Here is a 14,876-nt window from a genome sequence, read left to right as displayed (position 1 = left end):
AGCCCATGACCCTGACTGCCGACAGCGACGCCCACACCGACCTCGGCCTCGCCTGGGACCACCGCTTTGCCGCGCTGGGCACCGACTTTTTCACCGAACTGCGCCCCCCCCCTCTGCCCACGCCCCATTGGGTAGGCACCAGCCCCGCCGTGGCGCAACTGCTCGGGCTGGATGAAGCCGCGTTGCGCAGCGATGAGGCCCTGCAGGCCTTCACCGGCAACCGCCTGCTGGCAGGCTCGCGCCCCCTGGCCAGCGTGTACAGCGGACACCAGTTTGGCGTCTGGGCCGGTCAGCTGGGCGATGGGCGCGCCATCATGCTCGGGGAGACGGCTACGGGGTGGGAGGTCCAGCTCAAGGGTGCAGGCCGCACGCCCTACTCTCGTATGGGCGACGGCCGTGCGGTATTGCGCTCCAGCATCCGCGAGTTTTTGTGCAGCGAAGCCATGCACGGACTGGGTGTGCCGACATCGCGCGCGCTGTGCATCACCGGCTCGCCCGCGCACGTCCGCCGCGAAGAAATCGAGACCGCTGCCGTCGTCACCCGCGTGGCACGCAGCTTTGTGCGTTTTGGTCATTTCGAGCACTTTGCTGCCAACGGCCAGAAGGCCGCGCTGCAAACGCTGGCCGACTACGTCATCGACCGCTACTACCCCGAATGCCGGGACAGCACCGACCTGGCAGGCAACCCGTACGCCGCCCTGCTGCGGGCCGTGAGCGAGCGCACCGCACGCCTCATGGCGCAGTGGCAGGCGGTCGGCTTTTGCCATGGGGTGATGAACACCGACAACATGAGCATCCTGGGCCTGACGATTGACTACGGGCCGTTTCAGTTTCTCGACGCGTTTGTGCCCGGCCACGTGTGCAACCACAGCGACTCGCAAGGCCGTTACGCCTACAACCGCCAGCCCAACGTGGCGTACTGGAACCTGTTTTGCCTGGCACAGGCGCTGCTGCCCCTGATCGGCGACCAGGAACTGGCCAAGCAGGCCCTGGAGTCTTACAAGACGGTTTTCCCCGAGGCCTTCATGGCCCGCATGCGCGCCAAGCTGGGGCTGCGGGAGGCCAGCGACGGCGATGGCGCTCTCATCGACGGCATCTTGCTGCTGCTGGCCCAGAACCGGGTGGACTACCCCATCTTCTGGCGCCGACTGTCGCAGGCCGTGGGCACCCAAGACATGGAGCCCGTGCGCGACCTGTTTGCGGACCGTGCTGGCCTGGACCAATGGTTGCTACTATATTCAGAGCACTCAAGACATATGGATGTGGCGCATCAAGCCGATTTGATGCTCAAAACCAATCCCAAGTTCGTGCTGCGCAACCACCTGGGCGAACAGGCCATTCGTGCGGCGAAACTTGGCGACTTCGGTGAACTCCAAACCCTGCAGCGGCTCCTGGAGCGCCCGTTTGACGAGCACCCGGGGCATGACGCCTACGCCGCCTTCCCGCCCGACTGGGCGTCTTCCATCGAGATCAGCTGTTCATCATGACCCATCCCATCCAGAAGACTGACGCCGAATGGCAAGCCGTACTGCGCGAAAAAGGCGCAGAACCCGTGGCCTTCCAGGTCACGCGCCATGCCGCCACCGAGCGCCCCTTCACCGGCAAGTACGAAGCCCACTGGGCCGACGGCAGCTACCACTGCGTCTGCTGCGGCGCCAAGCTGTTCGACTCGGTCACCAAGTTTGACGCGGGCTGCGGCTGGCCCAGCTTTTCCGAAGCCATCCCCGGCGCCATCACCGAAATCGTGGACCGCAGCCATGGCATGGTCCGCACCGAAACGGTGTGTGCACAATGCGGGGCGCACCTGGGCCATGTGTTTGAAGATGGCCCAGCGCCCACCGGGCTGCGGTATTGCATGAACTCGGCCTCGCTGGACTTCGAGTCCGGCGACCGCTGAAGCCCGGGACTCCTTGCTGACTCCATGAAAATTCTGATCGACTTTTTCCCCATCCTGCTGTTCTTCGGGGCCTACAAGTTCTACGGCATCTACGTAGGCACCGCCGTGCTCATGGCGGCCACGGCCTTGCAGATGGCCATCATCTACGCCATCGACCGGCGCCTGCAGACCATGCACAAGGTCACCCTGGTGCTGATCCTGCTGTTTGGCACGCTCACGCTGGTCCTGCAGGACGACCGGTTCATCAAATGGAAACCCACAGTGCTCTATGGCGCTATGTCGGTGGCCCTGGCGGTGGCGCTCTGGGCGCTCAAAAAGAATTTCCTCAAGATGCTGCTGGGCAGCCAGCTGGACTTGCCCGACGCCGTCTGGCAGCGGCTGAACGTGGCCTGGATCATCTACTGCGCCTTCATGTCCGCCATCAACGCGTACGTGGTGATGAACTTCAGCACCGAAGCCTGGGTGGACTTCAAGCTGTGGGGCTATGCGTTTCCGCTGGTCTTCCTGGTGGCGCAGGGTATCTACATTGCGCCCCACCTCAAGGGCGACGAGCCCACCACCTGAACGAGTGTGAAGCCCATGAACTCCATCGCAGACCAGATGCACCAGACACTGGCCGAGCGCCTCACACCCAGCCACCTGGAGGTGCTGGACGAAAGCGCCGCCCACGCAGGCCATGCGGGCGCCAACGGCACGGGATTCGGCACCCATTTTCGGGTGCGAATTTCGTCACCTTTCTTTACAGGACGCTCCCGCGTGGCCCAACACCGCCTTGTGTATGATGCGCTGCAAGAATTTATTGACCAAGGCGTTCACGCCCTCGCCATTGAAGTTCTCTGAGCCGGCCTCAAGTCAACATCTGCCGGATTTCAGTCGGCAAACAACCCCTCATTTTTTGGATTCCGCATGAAGAAACAGCTCCTGTCCGGCCTCGTTGCCGCTGCCGTGCTGGGCACGTTGGCCCTGCCCGTTTCCGCCCAGAATGTCGCCATTGTTAACGGCAAGGCAGTTCCCAAGGAGCGCGTCGAAGCGCTCAAGCAGCAGGTCGAACGCTCGGGCCGCCCCGTGACGCCCGACATCGAAGGCCAGATCAAGGAAGAAGTCATTGCCCGTGAAATCTTCATGCAGGAAGCTCAAAAGCGCGGCCTGGAAACCTCGGCAGACTACAAGGCCCAGCTGGACCTGGCACGCCAGGCCATCCTGATTCGCGAACTGTTCGCCGACTTCCAGAAGACGAACCCCGTCACCGACGCTGAAATCCAGGCCGAATACGACAAGTTCGTGGCAGCCAACAGCGGCAAGGAATACAAGGCCCGCCACATCCTGGTGGAAAAGGAAGCCGACGCCAAGGCCATCATCGCGTCCATCAAGAAGGGCGCCAAGTTTGAAGACATCGCCAAGAAGCAATCCAAGGACCCAGGCTCCGGCGCCAAGGGCGGCGACCTCGACTGGGCCAACCCATCGAGCTACGTGAGCGAGTTCACCGAAGCGCTGGTCAAGCTCGAAAAGGGCAAGATGACAGAGACGCCCGTGAAGAGCCAGTTTGGCTGGCACATCATCCGCCTGGACGATGTGCGCCAGGCAGAGCTGCCCAAGCTCGAAGAAGTCAAGCCCCAAGTGGCGCAGCAACTGCAGCAGCAAAAGCTGGCCAAGTTCCAGGAAGACCTGCGCGCCAAGGCCAAGGTGGAATAAGCCACTCGGCCCCCCAGCCGTCATGGCCACAAAAAACGCGACCTCGGTCGCGTTTTTTTATGGCTCGGCCTGTTTAGCAAGGCCAGACAGTTCGACGAGGCTCAGGTCCGCCCCATCAGCCACACCACAGCCATCAGCAGGCCGATCATCACCGGTTGGTGGAGCATGTAATAGCTCAGGCTCCATCGCCCCAGTGTCGCCAGAGGCCGCACCACCACGGGTAGCGGCCATTGCAACCAGCCCCTGCGCGTGCGCATGGCCCATTGACCTGCAGCGAGCCCCCACCAGAGCACACCCAACCATGGCAACACGGGCACATAGTCTTCCGTGAACGGTTTGCGGGACACCAACCCCAGCCAATTCAGGGCTCGCCCATTGAACCAGGGTGCGGCATCGGCCCATACCCCCGCCAGAAGCTGCTGCGCAGCCCACGGCAAGGCCACCGCCACCAGTCCGGCCAGCCACAGCCAGCGCCCCCACCCTGCCGTACAGCGCGCAATGAGCAACATCACCGCCATGCCATGCAGCACACCGAAATAGATGAAGCTGGCCGGAAACATCACAAACGACCCCGCGGACACCAGCAGCGCACACCCGGCGATCTGCACCCAGCGGCGCCCAAACCGGTGCCAGCCCTGCCCCTGATGCAACGCAATGGCCTGGCCCAGTCCCGCGCAAAACAGGAAAAGACTCACGATGAAGGTGCGCTGCGTGGTCCAGAACGGATCCACACGAAAGTTCTGTGACCACAAGCCGAAGTGGCTCAGATCAAAACAGAAGTGGAACACCGTCATCCACACCATGGCGACTCCCCTCAGAGCATCGACCGCGTCGTATCGCTGCACTGCAGGCAGGGCAAGCGCTTCGGACTGGGGCAACTGTACGGCAGCGGCTTTAGAGAGCACAGAGAAGGTCATGGAGATACCAGCAAGCACCGTGCGCGGTAAACGGCAGGGGCGGTGCGAATGGGAGCCAACCGGCGATGGCCACAATGGTACGTAGATTCCGCGAGCCTGCTGGAAACGAAGGCGGTGAATAGCCCATTTCCGCTCGCCCCCGAGACCCCGATCGCCTCTGCGTTGAAAGGCACCAGGCGGGGCAAGAAAAAAGGCCTTGCAGCATTTGCTGCAAGGCCTTCAAACATTGGTCGGAGCGGCGGGATTCGAACTCGCGACCCTCTGCTCCCAAAGCAGATGCGCTACCAGGCTGCGCTACGCTCCGACAGCTCGTATTCTAACCCGCCAATTCCCCTGTTTTTGGCTCATCGCCTGCTTTTTTGACTTTTTTTAGAAAGTAGCAGGGCGAAGAGATCGCAGGAGGGAGCGGTCGCGCGAACGCGACGTGGCAAGAGACGAACCAGAAAAAACTATAGAACCGCCTCGGTCTGCCACGGACCGAAAACGGAAAGATCAGCGGCTGGAGGAAGGGCCAGGACCGCGACCGGCGAGGTGGCGGAACGTGATGCGACCCTTGGTCAGGTCGTAAGGCGACATCTCCAGGGACACTTTGTCACCAGCCAGGATACGGATGTGGTGCTTGCGCATCTTGCCGCCGGTGTAGGCAATCAGTTGGTGGCCGTTGTCCAGCGTGACGCGAAATCGCGAGTCGGGCAAGACTTCCGTGACGGAGCCCTGCATTTCAATGAGTTCTTCTTTGGCCATGTGTTTCTCTATCTCTTCAAAGCAAATGTTCTGTGGTCGGCGCCTGAGCGGTTTTATTGCATTCACCACGGCAGCTGCAGCGTTGTCGAAACTCGACACACGGTGCATGGCGGGCGGTGGGAGTCGCTGCACCCAGGGCGCAGATCAGGCAGAGGGCCGGGAGACGGCTTCAATGAACAGGCGTCAGCGCTGTGCAAAGCCTGTCAATTGTACCGCGACAAGCCATGTTTTGCCTATGGGACACCCGGTCTGCCCTGTGGCGCGGGCGCAGCGCTCGCAGCCAGAACCTCGAAAACCATCCGCTATCGGCCTTGCACCGCCGAGGCCAGGGTACGCACGAGGTCGGTCTGGGTGATGATGCCAACGAGGTGATCTACATCATCCACGATGGGAATGTGATGGTGTCCGCCCTGCGAAAAGAGCGGCACAAGGTCCATCGCATGCTGGGCCGAGCGCGCCACCTGGACAGGGTGGGACATGATCTCGCCCACTGCCTGGGGTTGCCCACCACGCCCCATGACCAGTGTGCGCAACCGCTGCCCAAGCCCTTCATGGGTGTCAAGGTTGGCTAGCCGCATGAAGTCGGCTACCGTCACGATACCGATCACCTGGCGCTGCGCATCCACCACCGGCAGCGCCTTGATTTGCTGCAAACGCATCAGAGCCCACGCCTCCTTCAGCGACACGCCGGCCTCCACAGCGTGAGGCGGACTGGACATGATGTCCGCGCAGCGCAACTCTCCCAGGGTTCTCTGAAAAGCTGCACGGCCCGCCAGGTGCAACAACCCCTCTAAATCCGCCCGGCTCACATCGAGCACCTGGTTGTAGTGGGCCAGCGCCGCATCGACATCCGACGCAGTGAAAGCGCCCTGACTCGTTGCCACCCGCGGCGTGACACGCTGAGGATGCGGGTAGCGACGGCCTGTCAAACCGTTGTAGACCACGGCGGCGATCAACAGGAGTACGACGTTGAACAACACCGGGAATGCCGCAAGGTGCCACCCATCGCCAGAGGTCAACACCACGTACAACGCCATGGCCCCACCCGGAGGATGCAGACAACGCAATGGCACCATGAGCGCGATGGCCAGCCCCACTGCCACCGCCCCCGCCAGGGCCTTGTCCGGAATCAACGCAGAGCAGACCGCCCCCACCAGCGCTGACAAGGTGCTGCCACCCAACACAGGCCAGGGCTGCGCCAGCGGGCTGGAGGGCATGCCAAACACCAGTACGGCACTGGCGCCCAGAGAAGCCACCATCCACGGTCCAGTGCCATTCCCCTGGGCCCACCAGCGGCTGAGCCATGCCGTGAGCAGCACCCCGATCACCGCGCCCACCACAAAGCGCAGGCGCTCTTTGCCATCAATACCCAGCGGGGCGGGCCAGAAATGCCGCAGCCATTCGGCCAGGCGCGCCGCCAATGGCGGCCGGGACGGCGCAGAAGGAGAAAGGTCGGAGGGGGAAGAAGGAGGCATACAGAATAAAAAAGCGGATGCAACCGCAAGCTGCATCAACTCGGCGCAGACTGAATGGTGGCCGGCTCCGTGCAGTCAACAACACTACTACTCCGCCGGGCTATCTCGCCATATGCGACGGGTCTGATGATCAGTCCACGATTGTGCAGGCAGGGCCATGCTGCAGGAGAGAGAGAGGTCATCGATCCGTTGGAACACCTCCGGGCACCGGTCGGTGCCGCTGCCGCCTCCCTGCTGGAAACTACCTACAACGCAGGCTCAAATCGGCCACCCGAATCCAAAAAACACGATCTATACTGCACAAAAATCCAATACATGCATTTTAATTCATGTTTCAAATTTACCCCCTGGCTGCGGCAGCCATCAACGTTCGCAGCCATGTCGCCTGGATCCGTCGGGCCTCAAGCAGCGAAGACAGAGAAACCATGGAAGCCACGCCGCATGCACGCGGAACCCCACGCCAGCACCGGTACGGGTAACCCATAGGTATTCACCACCGAACGCTTGCAGTAAATTACTTTAAGCCTAAACAAAGGAGACAAGCCCCATGACCACCCGCCGCCTCGTCATCAGCCGCAGTGCCGCCCTCGTTGGCGCAGCATCCACGGGCCTGCTGCTGCCCTCCATCGTGCGTGCTCAAAGCGGCAAGGTGCGCGTGGGGTTCATGTTGCCCTACACCGGCACCTTTGCCCAGTTGGGTGTGGCCATCGAAAACGGCGTGCGCCTGGCCATCGACCAGCAGGGAGGCAAGCTCGGCGGCCGCGAGATCGAATGGTTCAAGGTCGATGACGAATCCGAGCCCAGCAAGGGCGTGGAAAACGCCAGCAAGCTGGTCCAGCGCGACAAGGTCGATGTGCTGATTGGCACCGTGCACTCGGGCGTGCAGATGGGCATCCAGAAGGTGGCGCGCGACACCGGTGTGCTCAACCTCATCCCCAACGCGGGCGTGCACGCCGCCACCCGCGCGCTGTGCGCGCCCAATGTATTCCGCACTTCGTTCAGCAACTCCCAGCCCACGCTGGCACTGGGCAAGGCCATGGTCGAAAAGGGCCACAAAAAGGCCGTGTGGATCACCTGGAAGTACGCTGCTGGTGACGAGGCGTTTGAGGGCTTCAAGGAAAGCTACACCAAGGCCGGCGGCACCATCGTCAAGGAGCTGGGCCTGCCCTTCCCCAACGTCGAATTCCAGGCGCTGCTGACCGAGATTGCGGCCCTCAAGCCTGATGCCGTGGCCTGCTTCTTCGCCGGTGGCGGCGCGGCCAAGTTCATCAAGGACTATGCGGCGGCCGGCCTCAAGGACAAGATTCCGCTGTACGGCTCGGGCTTCCTCACCGAGGGCGTGCTGGACGCTGCCGGCCCCGCGGCCGACGGCATCATCACCACCATGCACTACAGCGATTCGCTGGACACGCCGCGCAACAAGCAGTTCCGCTTGGAATACGCCAAGGCCTTTCGCAGCCAGCCCGACGTGTATGCCGTGCAAGGCTATGACACCGGCCTGCTGCTGATGCAGGGCGCCAACGCGGTCAAGGGCGACCTTTCTGCCAAACCGGCCGTCATCAAGGCGATGGAAAGCGCAGTCATCGACAGCCCACGCGGCAAGTGGACGATGAGCAAGTCGCACAACCCCGTGCAGGACATCTACCTGCGCCGCGTCGAGAACAAGGAAAACAAGGTGATCGGCGTAGCCGCCAAGGCGCTGGCCGACAGCGGCGCCGGTTGCAGGATGGGATAACACCACCCTGAGGCGCTGCGCGCCTTCCCCCCGTTCTCGCAGCGCTGCGCGCAGCGGGCAGGGGGATGCAGCCCTCGCTGCGGGGCGGCCCTTGCCCGGCTGCCCTCGATAGGGCCGCGCCAGTTACCAACTCCACGGGTACATCGCCCGCACAAAGCCCCTCTCACCAGTGGCTACCAGCCACATCGGCAGGCCGCCAACATCACCACATTCATGGACTTCGCCACCTTCCTGATCCAGCTGCTCAACAGCGTTCAATACGGCCTGCTGCTGTTCATGTTGGCGGCCGGGCTCACGCTGATCTTCGGGATCATGGGCGTGGTGAACCTGGCGCACGGCAGCTTTTACATGCTCGGTGCTTACCTCGCGTATTCGCTCTCAGGGCATTTCGGCAGCCTGGCGTTGGCCATCGTGGGTGGCGCGCTGCTGTCGGTGGTCTTCGGGCTGGCGCTTGAATGGCTGCTCTTTCGCCACTTCTACCACCGCGACCACCTGGACCAGGTGTTGCTGACCTTCGGGCTGATCTACATCTTTGAAGAACTGCGCTCCATCCTGTGGGGCGACGATGTGCACGGCGTGCCCATCCCCAAGGTACTGGACTGGTCGATCCCGCTCACCGACACCCTCTCCTACCCGGTCTACCGGCTGTTCATATCGGGCGTGTGCATCGCGCTGGCTGTGGCGCTGTACCTGCTGATCTCCAAGACGCGTTTGGGCATGAAGATCCGCGCGGGCGCCTTCAACCGCGACATGGCCGAGTCGCTGGGCGTGAACATCAAGCTCATCCATGCGATCGTCTTCGCGTTGGGGGTGGGCCTGGCGGCCGTCGCGGGCATGGTGGCTGCACCGGTATCCAGCGTGTACCCGAACATGGGCTCGTCGGTCCTCATCATGTGTTTTGTGGTGGTGGTGATTGGTGGCATAGGCTCTGTGCGGGGAGCGCTGATTGCGGCGCTGCTTGTGGGCTTTGTCGATACGTTTGGCAAGGTGCTGCTGCCGCAGGCAGCGGGCATGCTGGTCTACATGCTGATGGCGGCGGTGCTGCTGTGGAAACCTGAAGGCCTGTTTAAACAATGACTCCCCCCACGCTCGTCACTTCATGTATCTCGCTGCCCCCCGAGGGGGCCTTCGCTGCCTTGGGGCGGCCCGGCGGCAACTCATGAGCACCCCCCGCGCCAATATCGAAGTGCTGCCGCGCAGCGTGCAGTTCGCCCTGGCACTGGGGCTGGCTGCGCTGCTGCTATTCCCCGTGGTGGGCAGCGACTTCTACGTACAAATGGTCACCCGCATGATGATCATGGCCATCTTTGCCATGAGCCTGGATCTGCTGCAGGGCGTGACCGGGCTGGTATCACTGGGCCATGCGGCGTACTTTGGCGTAGCAGGCTACGCTCTCGCGTTTCTCACCCCGGCGGATATGCCGGTCAGCCTGTGGTGGTCGCTGCCGCTGGCCGTGGCTGTGTCGGGCCTGGTGGCGCTGGTGATCGGGTTCTTTGTGGTGCGCACCCACGGCATCTACTTCATCATGGTCACCATGGCCTTTGCGCAGATGGTCTTCTACCTGTTCTTCGACAACAAGGTGCTGGGGGGATCAGACGGCCTGTACATCAACTTCCGGCCTGATGCGTCGCTGTTCGGCTGGCTGCCGTTCGATCTGGAGGGCCGCAAGACCTTCTACTACTTCACGCTGGCGCTGGTGGTGCTGGTTTATGTGCTGCTGCGCCGCCTGCTGTGGAGCCCGCTGGGCCGCGCGCTGGCGGGCATCCGCATCAACGAGCACCGCATGCGCGCCATGGGCTTCGGCACACGGGGCTACAAGCTCACCGCCTTCACCATCGCCGGGGCGCTGGCAGGCCTGGCGGGTTACCTGTGGGGCGCGCAGACCGGCTATGTGAATCCTGAGCTCATGGGATTTCACATGAGCGCGCACGCCATCATGATGGTCATCCTGGGCGGCATGGGCAACTTTGCAGGCGCCATCGTGGGTGCGTTTGCCTTCGAGTACCTGCTGCACGTGTTCAAGGACATCAGCAAACACTGGCAGCTTCTGATGGGAGGCTTCATCGTGCTGGTGGTGGTGGCCGCACCGCGCGGGCTGCTGGGCATGTTTGCGCAGCGGAGCGCAGCCAAGGCGTCGGAGGGATCGCACCATGGCTGAAGTCTTGTTGTCTGCACAGAAGGTCACCAAACGCTTCGGCGGCTTGGCTGCCGTCAATGGTGTCTCGGTAGACCTTTGGCGGGGCAAGATCCATGCGGTGATCGGTCCCAATGGCGCTGGCAAGTCCACCCTGACCAACCTGCTCTCGGGCGACCTGCCTCCCACCTCGGGCCAGGTGCTGCTGGGCGGCACCAATGTGACCGGCTGGGCACCCGAACGCATCTCGCGCCAGGGCCTGGGCCGCAGCTACCAGAAGACCAACATCTTCCTGCCGCTCACCGTGCACGAAAACGTGCGCCTGGCGGCCCAGTCGCGCGATGCACAGCAGCCCTGGAACCCGTTGCGCTGGTGGCAGGACACCCGCTCGGACACTATCAAAAACAGAGCAACCAGCGCACGTCTTGAAAGCGCTATCGAGCTGTCCGGTCTCAAAGACCGGCGCATGGCCATTGCGGGTGCCATGAGCCACGGCGAGCAGCGCCAGCTGGAAATTGCCATGACCCTGGCCACCGAGCCGCAGGTGCTGCTGCTCGACGAGCCTCTGGCCGGCATGGGGGTGGCCGAGGCCGAACGCATGGTGGAGCTGCTACTGCGACTCAAGCCTGCCCACGCCATGATGCTGGTCGAGCACGACATGGATGCCGTGTTTGCGCTGGCCGACAGCCTGACGGTGATGGTCAACGGCGAGGTGATTGCGCATGGCACACCGCCGGAGGTGCGCGCCGATGCCACCGTGCAGGCCGCCTACCTGGGGGAGGACCACTGAGATGACCACTCCATGGATCGATGCCAAGGGCATCCACACCTTCTACGGCAGCAGCCACATCCTGCATGGCATTGATTTCACCGTGGGCCAGGGCGAGACCATCGGCCTCATGGGCCGCAACGGCATGGGCAAGAGCACCCTGCTCAAGTCGCTGATGGGCCTGGTCAAGCCCCGCTCGGGCAGCGTGGCCGTGGCGGGCCGCGACATGACTGGCAAGCCTCCCTACGAAGTGGCCCGGCTGGGCATTGCCTACGTGCCCGAGGGCCGGGGCATCTTCGGCAACCTGAGCGTGGTCGAGAACCTGCAGATGGCCGCCCGCGCCGGCACACGCGGGCAGCGCGACTGGACCTACGAACGCGTGCTGGAGACCTTTCCGCGCCTGAAGGAGCGCCTGGGCCACGGCGGCCAGCAGCTCAGCGGTGGCGAACAGCAGATGCTCACCATCGGCCGCGCGCTGATGACCAACCCCGACGTGCTCATCCTCGACGAAGCCACCGAGGGCCTGGCGCCGCTGATCGCACGCGAGATCTGGCGCATCTGCAGCCTCATCAAGGACAGCGGCATCAGCAGCGTGATCGTGGACAAGAACTGGAAGCACGTCACGCAGATCACCGACCGCAACGTCATCCTGGTCAAGGGCCAGGTGGTGTTTGACGGCAGCTCGGACGCACTGCATGCGCAGCCCCTGCTGCTGGAGCAGTACCTCGGGGTTTGAGCGCACCGGCTACAGCCAGCCCGGGATAAAACGGGAGCTCGGTGGCCGCGTAGCGGCTCGACCTCCTAGCGCGGGTTGATCGTCACCGGCACATTCAGCTGTGCGGACAAACCTGCCGAGTCTTTGGCTGTGACCACCAGTTGATAGCTGCCAGCCACCGGCTTGGGCCAGTTAGCCACGATGGTGCTTCCGGACACAGCAAAGCCCATGCCCAATGGCACACCGGTGATGGAGACGGAGAGCGAGGTGGCGCCCGGCGAGGTAATGTTGATGCTGCCGGACAGCGGTTGACCGGCTACGCCCACCATGGCTGAGGCCGTGATCACCGGCCCTGCCGTGGCGATCTTGACCGTGAAGACGCCCTTGCCCGACAAGCCCGTCTTGGTGTCCTTCGCCGTCAAGGTCACGCTGTACGTACCAGCCACCGGTTTGGGCCAGCTCACCACGCCATCTGCAGCCACAACCATTCCCAATGGAGCCCCTGCAAGGGAATACGCCACCGGATTGAGAGCGCTGACATTCGCCTTGAAAGACAGGGCGACACCAGGGCGGCCTGCAATGCTCGCGCTTTCGATCGTCGGGGCCACCGGAGCGATCACGTTGATGTTGTAAACCCCCTGCCCAGTGAGCCCCGTCTTGGTGTCCTTTGCCACAACGGTGACGGCGTAGGCCCCTGCCACAGGAGCCGGCCACGACACCACACCGGCAGCACTGATCGACATGCCAGTGGGCGCACCGGCAAGGCTCAGAGTCACGGGGTTGGGGGCGTTGACGGACACAGTGAAGGTCAGTGCCGCACCTACGATGCCGCTGATACTGGTCGATGTGACCACCGGCGCTGGCGCAGGTGCTGCAGCGCCAGCCAGCAAGCCCACCAGCGCGCTGGCATTGGGGGTACCCAGGCCTGTCAACTGGTCATAGCCAGGCCCGGCCGAGCAAGTACCGCAGACGCCGTGGCTGCCCAGGCGAATGTCGGAAAAACTGCTCGCATAGTTGGATGCCACTGCGCCAATCTGCCCATAGAGCAACGCGTGCCCACCGCCCATCACTGGTCGCGCAGCTTGCTGCCTGCCTGCGTTGGCCACTGCTACAAGTCCGGCCCACATGGGTGCTGCCAGGCTGGTACCGCCTGCACTGATCCATTGCACAGCACTGCTTCCTGGCTGCATCACCGCCACGTACTGCCCCGTGGCAGGGTCGGCATTCATGGCCACATCAGCCACCGTGCGACGCACCAGCGAGCCAGTACCCGGCACAGACGACTTCTGGTACGCCGGCACGGCGATGAAGCCGCTGGTACCACCACCCGTGCCCGACCAGCTCACCTCACTGCGCGCCCCGCTGCCGGAATAGGTCAACGTTGTGCCGCCCACCGCGATGACATTGGAAGAAACTGAAGGCCAGTTCACCCCTGCGCCAGAATCGCCGGTCGCCGCCAGATAGGTCATTCCCGCGGCAGTAAAAGCAGAGTCCACAGAGGCTGTCCATGCACCTTCCTGCGCCCCGAAGCTCATGGACACCACTCCCGGCCCCATGGTGTTGGCCAGCCGAACGGCGCCCAGCAAGCTGTTCACCGATGCGTCGGGCGCCTCCACAAGAACGATACGTGCCAGCGGTGCAATCGCATGCACCCACTGAACGTCCAACGCGATTTCCGTCGCCCACCCGGCGTCGTATGCGGGCGCCACGCCAGAAATGCCGCCGGATGCTGTGCTGTAAGCCACCCACAATTCGCAACCCGCTGCAGGGGAGGCGACGGCCAGGGGCAGCCCAGTGGTTACTGGCAACACCTTGGCAGCACAGGTGGGCAACCCGAATTTCTGATTAAAAGCTGCCAGTTCGGCTGCCACGTTGGGGTTGTGCTTCGCTCCAATGACATACACCGTCTGCCCTGCCCCCAGTTGAGTGGCTTGGGCTCCGGACGGCTTGGAGCCTACAGCGGGCAACGCGCCGAAGCCGTAGGCCGCGCGTACCTGAGCGACCGAATAGGTGGTGACCACACCGGTACCTGCGAGAGGCGCTGCCAGCGCATCCTTGGGCGCCGTCCAGGTCATATTCGCCGACTTCTGCTTCACCTCCTCCAGGTTGGAGGGTGTGAGACGGCGGGTGGACAATGCCTTGAACATCTCCGGCACCGGCTGCGACTTGGGCGCACTCCGCGCGGACTGGTTGGCATCCTGCACGTCCATGTCGTCAGGAGCCTCCAGCACCACTGGCGCGATGTGGAACGTGGGCTGCGCCCCCAAGCTCTCCACCTCTGGCGGCAACATCTCGGCAGACGCTTGTAGCGTCGTGGTGGTGGAGGCCACGTCGCTAAGTCCTTCCGTGTCGGCAGATCCGCCGCACCCCAAGACAACCAACGGAACGACAGAGAGCAACGCCCAGCGAGCATGCTGGGGCTTGCGAGTGAAAAGGTGACGGCGAGTCTGCGTTGGCATTCTGTTCTCCATGACATGCGGGAATCACACCGCACACACCGAAGAAAGCTGGGATGCAAACACCTGTGAGGATTGCCGACGCGCCCTGGAGCACCCCCCAAGCAAACACCCTGGAGAACCGTGGCAACCCCGCTGCCATGCCCATTCAAAAGGGGTTAGACCGGTGGCTTTGCGACCCCGACTTTCGTGCGGGTGTGCCTTGATGGAGCAAATGTAATTGTTTGAAACGGAAAAATCAATAAATTTGATAATAATTTCAAATTTATCACCTGACTACCAGGAGGGCCAGACTCCATCCACCGCATGCACACGCACCCTTGATAACCCGGGTCGCCAGCA

14 protein-coding genes, 1 tRNA gene and 1 riboswitch are annotated in these 14,876 nt (G+C 63.0%); of the genes, 10 read left to right on the top strand and 5 right to left on the bottom strand.

Annotation, left to right across the window (positions count from 1 at the left end):
- Positions 1-5 precede the first annotated feature (5 nt).
- The 5 genes from N4G42_RS12185 to N4G42_RS12165 all read left to right on the top strand — a co-directional run bounded on the left by N4G42_RS12185 (position 6) and on the right by N4G42_RS12165 (position 3,589).
- On the top strand, positions 6-1,487 hold the full coding sequence (locus tag N4G42_RS12185; RefSeq protein WP_260667346.1) for a protein adenylyltransferase SelO: 1,482 nt from the start codon (positions 6-8) through the stop codon (positions 1,485-1,487).
- The gene (gene msrB / locus N4G42_RS12180; protein ID WP_056063540.1) at positions 1,484-1,897 is read left to right on the top strand and encodes a peptide-methionine (R)-S-oxide reductase MsrB; all 414 of its coding nucleotides are present in this window, start codon (positions 1,484-1,486) and stop codon (positions 1,895-1,897) included. Before N4G42_RS12185 ends, msrB begins: the two co-directional genes overlap by 4 nt.
- A gap of 24 nt (positions 1,898-1,921) precedes the next feature.
- Positions 1,922-2,461: a septation protein A gene (locus N4G42_RS12175; RefSeq protein WP_056063543.1), complete on the top strand. Its 540-nt coding sequence runs from the start codon at positions 1,922-1,924 to the stop codon at positions 2,459-2,461.
- 15 nt (positions 2,462-2,476) lie between these two features.
- Positions 2,477-2,737, top strand: a complete 261-nt coding sequence (locus N4G42_RS12170; RefSeq protein ID WP_056063548.1) for a BolA family protein — start codon at positions 2,477-2,479, stop codon at positions 2,735-2,737.
- 66 nt (positions 2,738-2,803) lie between these two features.
- Positions 2,804-3,589 (top strand): peptidylprolyl isomerase, encoded by a 786-nt coding sequence (locus tag N4G42_RS12165; protein ID WP_056063551.1) that lies wholly within the window; start codon positions 2,804-2,806, stop codon positions 3,587-3,589.
- A gap of 101 nt (positions 3,590-3,690) precedes the next feature.
- On the opposite strand, the gene N4G42_RS12160 is transcribed toward N4G42_RS12165, so the two are convergent.
- From N4G42_RS12160 to N4G42_RS12145, 4 genes are all read right to left on the bottom strand, one after another.
- Entirely contained in the window at positions 3,691-4,506 is an 816-nt protein-coding gene (locus N4G42_RS12160) for a heparan-alpha-glucosaminide N-acetyltransferase (protein ID WP_260667345.1), read from the bottom strand.
- 227 nt (positions 4,507-4,733) lie between these two features.
- Positions 4,734-4,810, bottom strand: a tRNA-Pro gene (locus N4G42_RS12155).
- Between the two features lie 188 nt (positions 4,811-4,998).
- Entirely contained in the window at positions 4,999-5,250 is a 252-nt protein-coding gene (infA, locus tag N4G42_RS12150; RefSeq protein WP_015014402.1) for a translation initiation factor IF-1, read from the bottom strand.
- A 302-nt stretch (positions 5,251-5,552) separates the two neighbouring features.
- A complete protein-coding gene (locus N4G42_RS12145) occupies positions 5,553-6,725 on the bottom strand; it encodes an HPP family protein (RefSeq protein WP_260667344.1) in 1,173 nt (390 codons plus the stop codon).
- 547 nt (positions 6,726-7,272) lie between these two features.
- Here N4G42_RS12145 and N4G42_RS12140 point away from each other — a divergent pair.
- The 5 genes from N4G42_RS12140 (at position 7,273) to N4G42_RS12120 (ending at position 12,099) form a co-directional block, all read left to right on the top strand.
- Positions 7,273-8,460, top strand: coding sequence for an ABC transporter substrate-binding protein (locus N4G42_RS12140; protein ID WP_260667343.1), 1,188 nt, complete (start codon positions 7,273-7,275; stop codon positions 8,458-8,460).
- A gap of 213 nt (positions 8,461-8,673) precedes the next feature.
- Complete coding sequence (locus N4G42_RS12135) at positions 8,674-9,537, top strand: branched-chain amino acid ABC transporter permease (protein WP_015014405.1); 864 nt, start codon at positions 8,674-8,676, stop codon at positions 9,535-9,537.
- An 82-nt stretch (positions 9,538-9,619) separates the two neighbouring features.
- The gene (locus tag N4G42_RS12130; protein WP_056063564.1) at positions 9,620-10,618 is read left to right on the top strand and encodes a branched-chain amino acid ABC transporter permease; all 999 of its coding nucleotides are present in this window, start codon (positions 9,620-9,622) and stop codon (positions 10,616-10,618) included.
- Positions 10,611-11,384, top strand: coding sequence for an ABC transporter ATP-binding protein (locus N4G42_RS12125; protein WP_260667342.1), 774 nt, complete (start codon positions 10,611-10,613; stop codon positions 11,382-11,384). The genes N4G42_RS12130 and N4G42_RS12125 overlap by 8 nt, the downstream gene beginning before the upstream one ends.
- A 1-nt stretch (position 11,385) precedes the next feature.
- Positions 11,386-12,099 carry an ABC transporter ATP-binding protein gene (locus N4G42_RS12120; protein WP_015014408.1) on the top strand — a complete coding sequence of 238 codons (714 nt, stop codon included), beginning with the start codon at positions 11,386-11,388 and terminating at the stop codon, positions 12,097-12,099.
- A 65-nt stretch (positions 12,100-12,164) separates the two neighbouring features.
- Here the strand turns inward: N4G42_RS12120 and N4G42_RS12115 are convergent, their stop codons facing one another.
- The gene (locus N4G42_RS12115) at positions 12,165-14,408 is read right to left on the bottom strand and encodes a S53 family peptidase (RefSeq protein WP_313771909.1); all 2,244 of its coding nucleotides are present in this window, start codon (positions 14,406-14,408) and stop codon (positions 12,165-12,167) included.
- Positions 14,409-14,656: 248 nt separating this feature from the next.
- Positions 14,657-14,746: riboswitch (cyclic di-GMP riboswitch) on the bottom strand.
- Positions 14,747-14,876 lie beyond the last annotated feature (130 nt).

Source organism: Acidovorax sp. K2F, from assembly GCF_025246485.1.
Taxonomy (GTDB): Bacteria; Pseudomonadota; Gammaproteobacteria; order Burkholderiales; family Burkholderiaceae_C; genus Acidovorax; species Acidovorax delafieldii.
Note: the sequence above shows the minus strand (reverse complement) of the source record. Positions and strands in the feature narration are given on the sequence as shown.

Bases quoted from the DNA above. Each gene is read 5' to 3' on its own strand.
- N4G42_RS12145 (WP_260667344.1), bottom strand. From the start codon at position 6,725: ATGCCTCCTTCTTCCCCCTCCGACCTTTCTCCTTCTGCGCCGTCCCGG.
- N4G42_RS12130 (WP_056063564.1), top strand. From the start codon at position 9,620: ATGAGCACCCCCCGCGCCAATATCGAAGTGCTGCCGCGCAGCGTGCAG.
- N4G42_RS12170 (WP_056063548.1), top strand. From the start codon at position 2,477: ATGAACTCCATCGCAGACCAGATGCACCAGACACTGGCCGAGCGCCTC.
- N4G42_RS12175 (WP_056063543.1), top strand. From the start codon at position 1,922: ATGAAAATTCTGATCGACTTTTTCCCCATCCTGCTGTTCTTCGGGGCC.
- N4G42_RS12185 (WP_260667346.1), top strand. From the start codon at position 6: ATGACCCTGACTGCCGACAGCGACGCCCACACCGACCTCGGCCTCGCC.
- N4G42_RS12125 (WP_260667342.1), top strand. From the start codon at position 10,611: ATGGCTGAAGTCTTGTTGTCTGCACAGAAGGTCACCAAACGCTTCGGC.
- N4G42_RS12135 (WP_015014405.1), top strand. From the start codon at position 8,674: ATGGACTTCGCCACCTTCCTGATCCAGCTGCTCAACAGCGTTCAATAC.
- N4G42_RS12120 (WP_015014408.1), top strand. From the start codon at position 11,386: ATGACCACTCCATGGATCGATGCCAAGGGCATCCACACCTTCTACGGC.
- N4G42_RS12140 (WP_260667343.1), top strand. From the start codon at position 7,273: ATGACCACCCGCCGCCTCGTCATCAGCCGCAGTGCCGCCCTCGTTGGC.
- N4G42_RS12165 (WP_056063551.1), top strand. From the start codon at position 2,804: ATGAAGAAACAGCTCCTGTCCGGCCTCGTTGCCGCTGCCGTGCTGGGC.
- N4G42_RS12160 (WP_260667345.1), bottom strand. From the start codon at position 4,506: ATGACCTTCTCTGTGCTCTCTAAAGCCGCTGCCGTACAGTTGCCCCAG.
- infA (WP_015014402.1), bottom strand. From the start codon at position 5,250: ATGGCCAAAGAAGAACTCATTGAAATGCAGGGCTCCGTCACGGAAGTC.
- msrB (WP_056063540.1), top strand. From the start codon at position 1,484: ATGACCCATCCCATCCAGAAGACTGACGCCGAATGGCAAGCCGTACTG.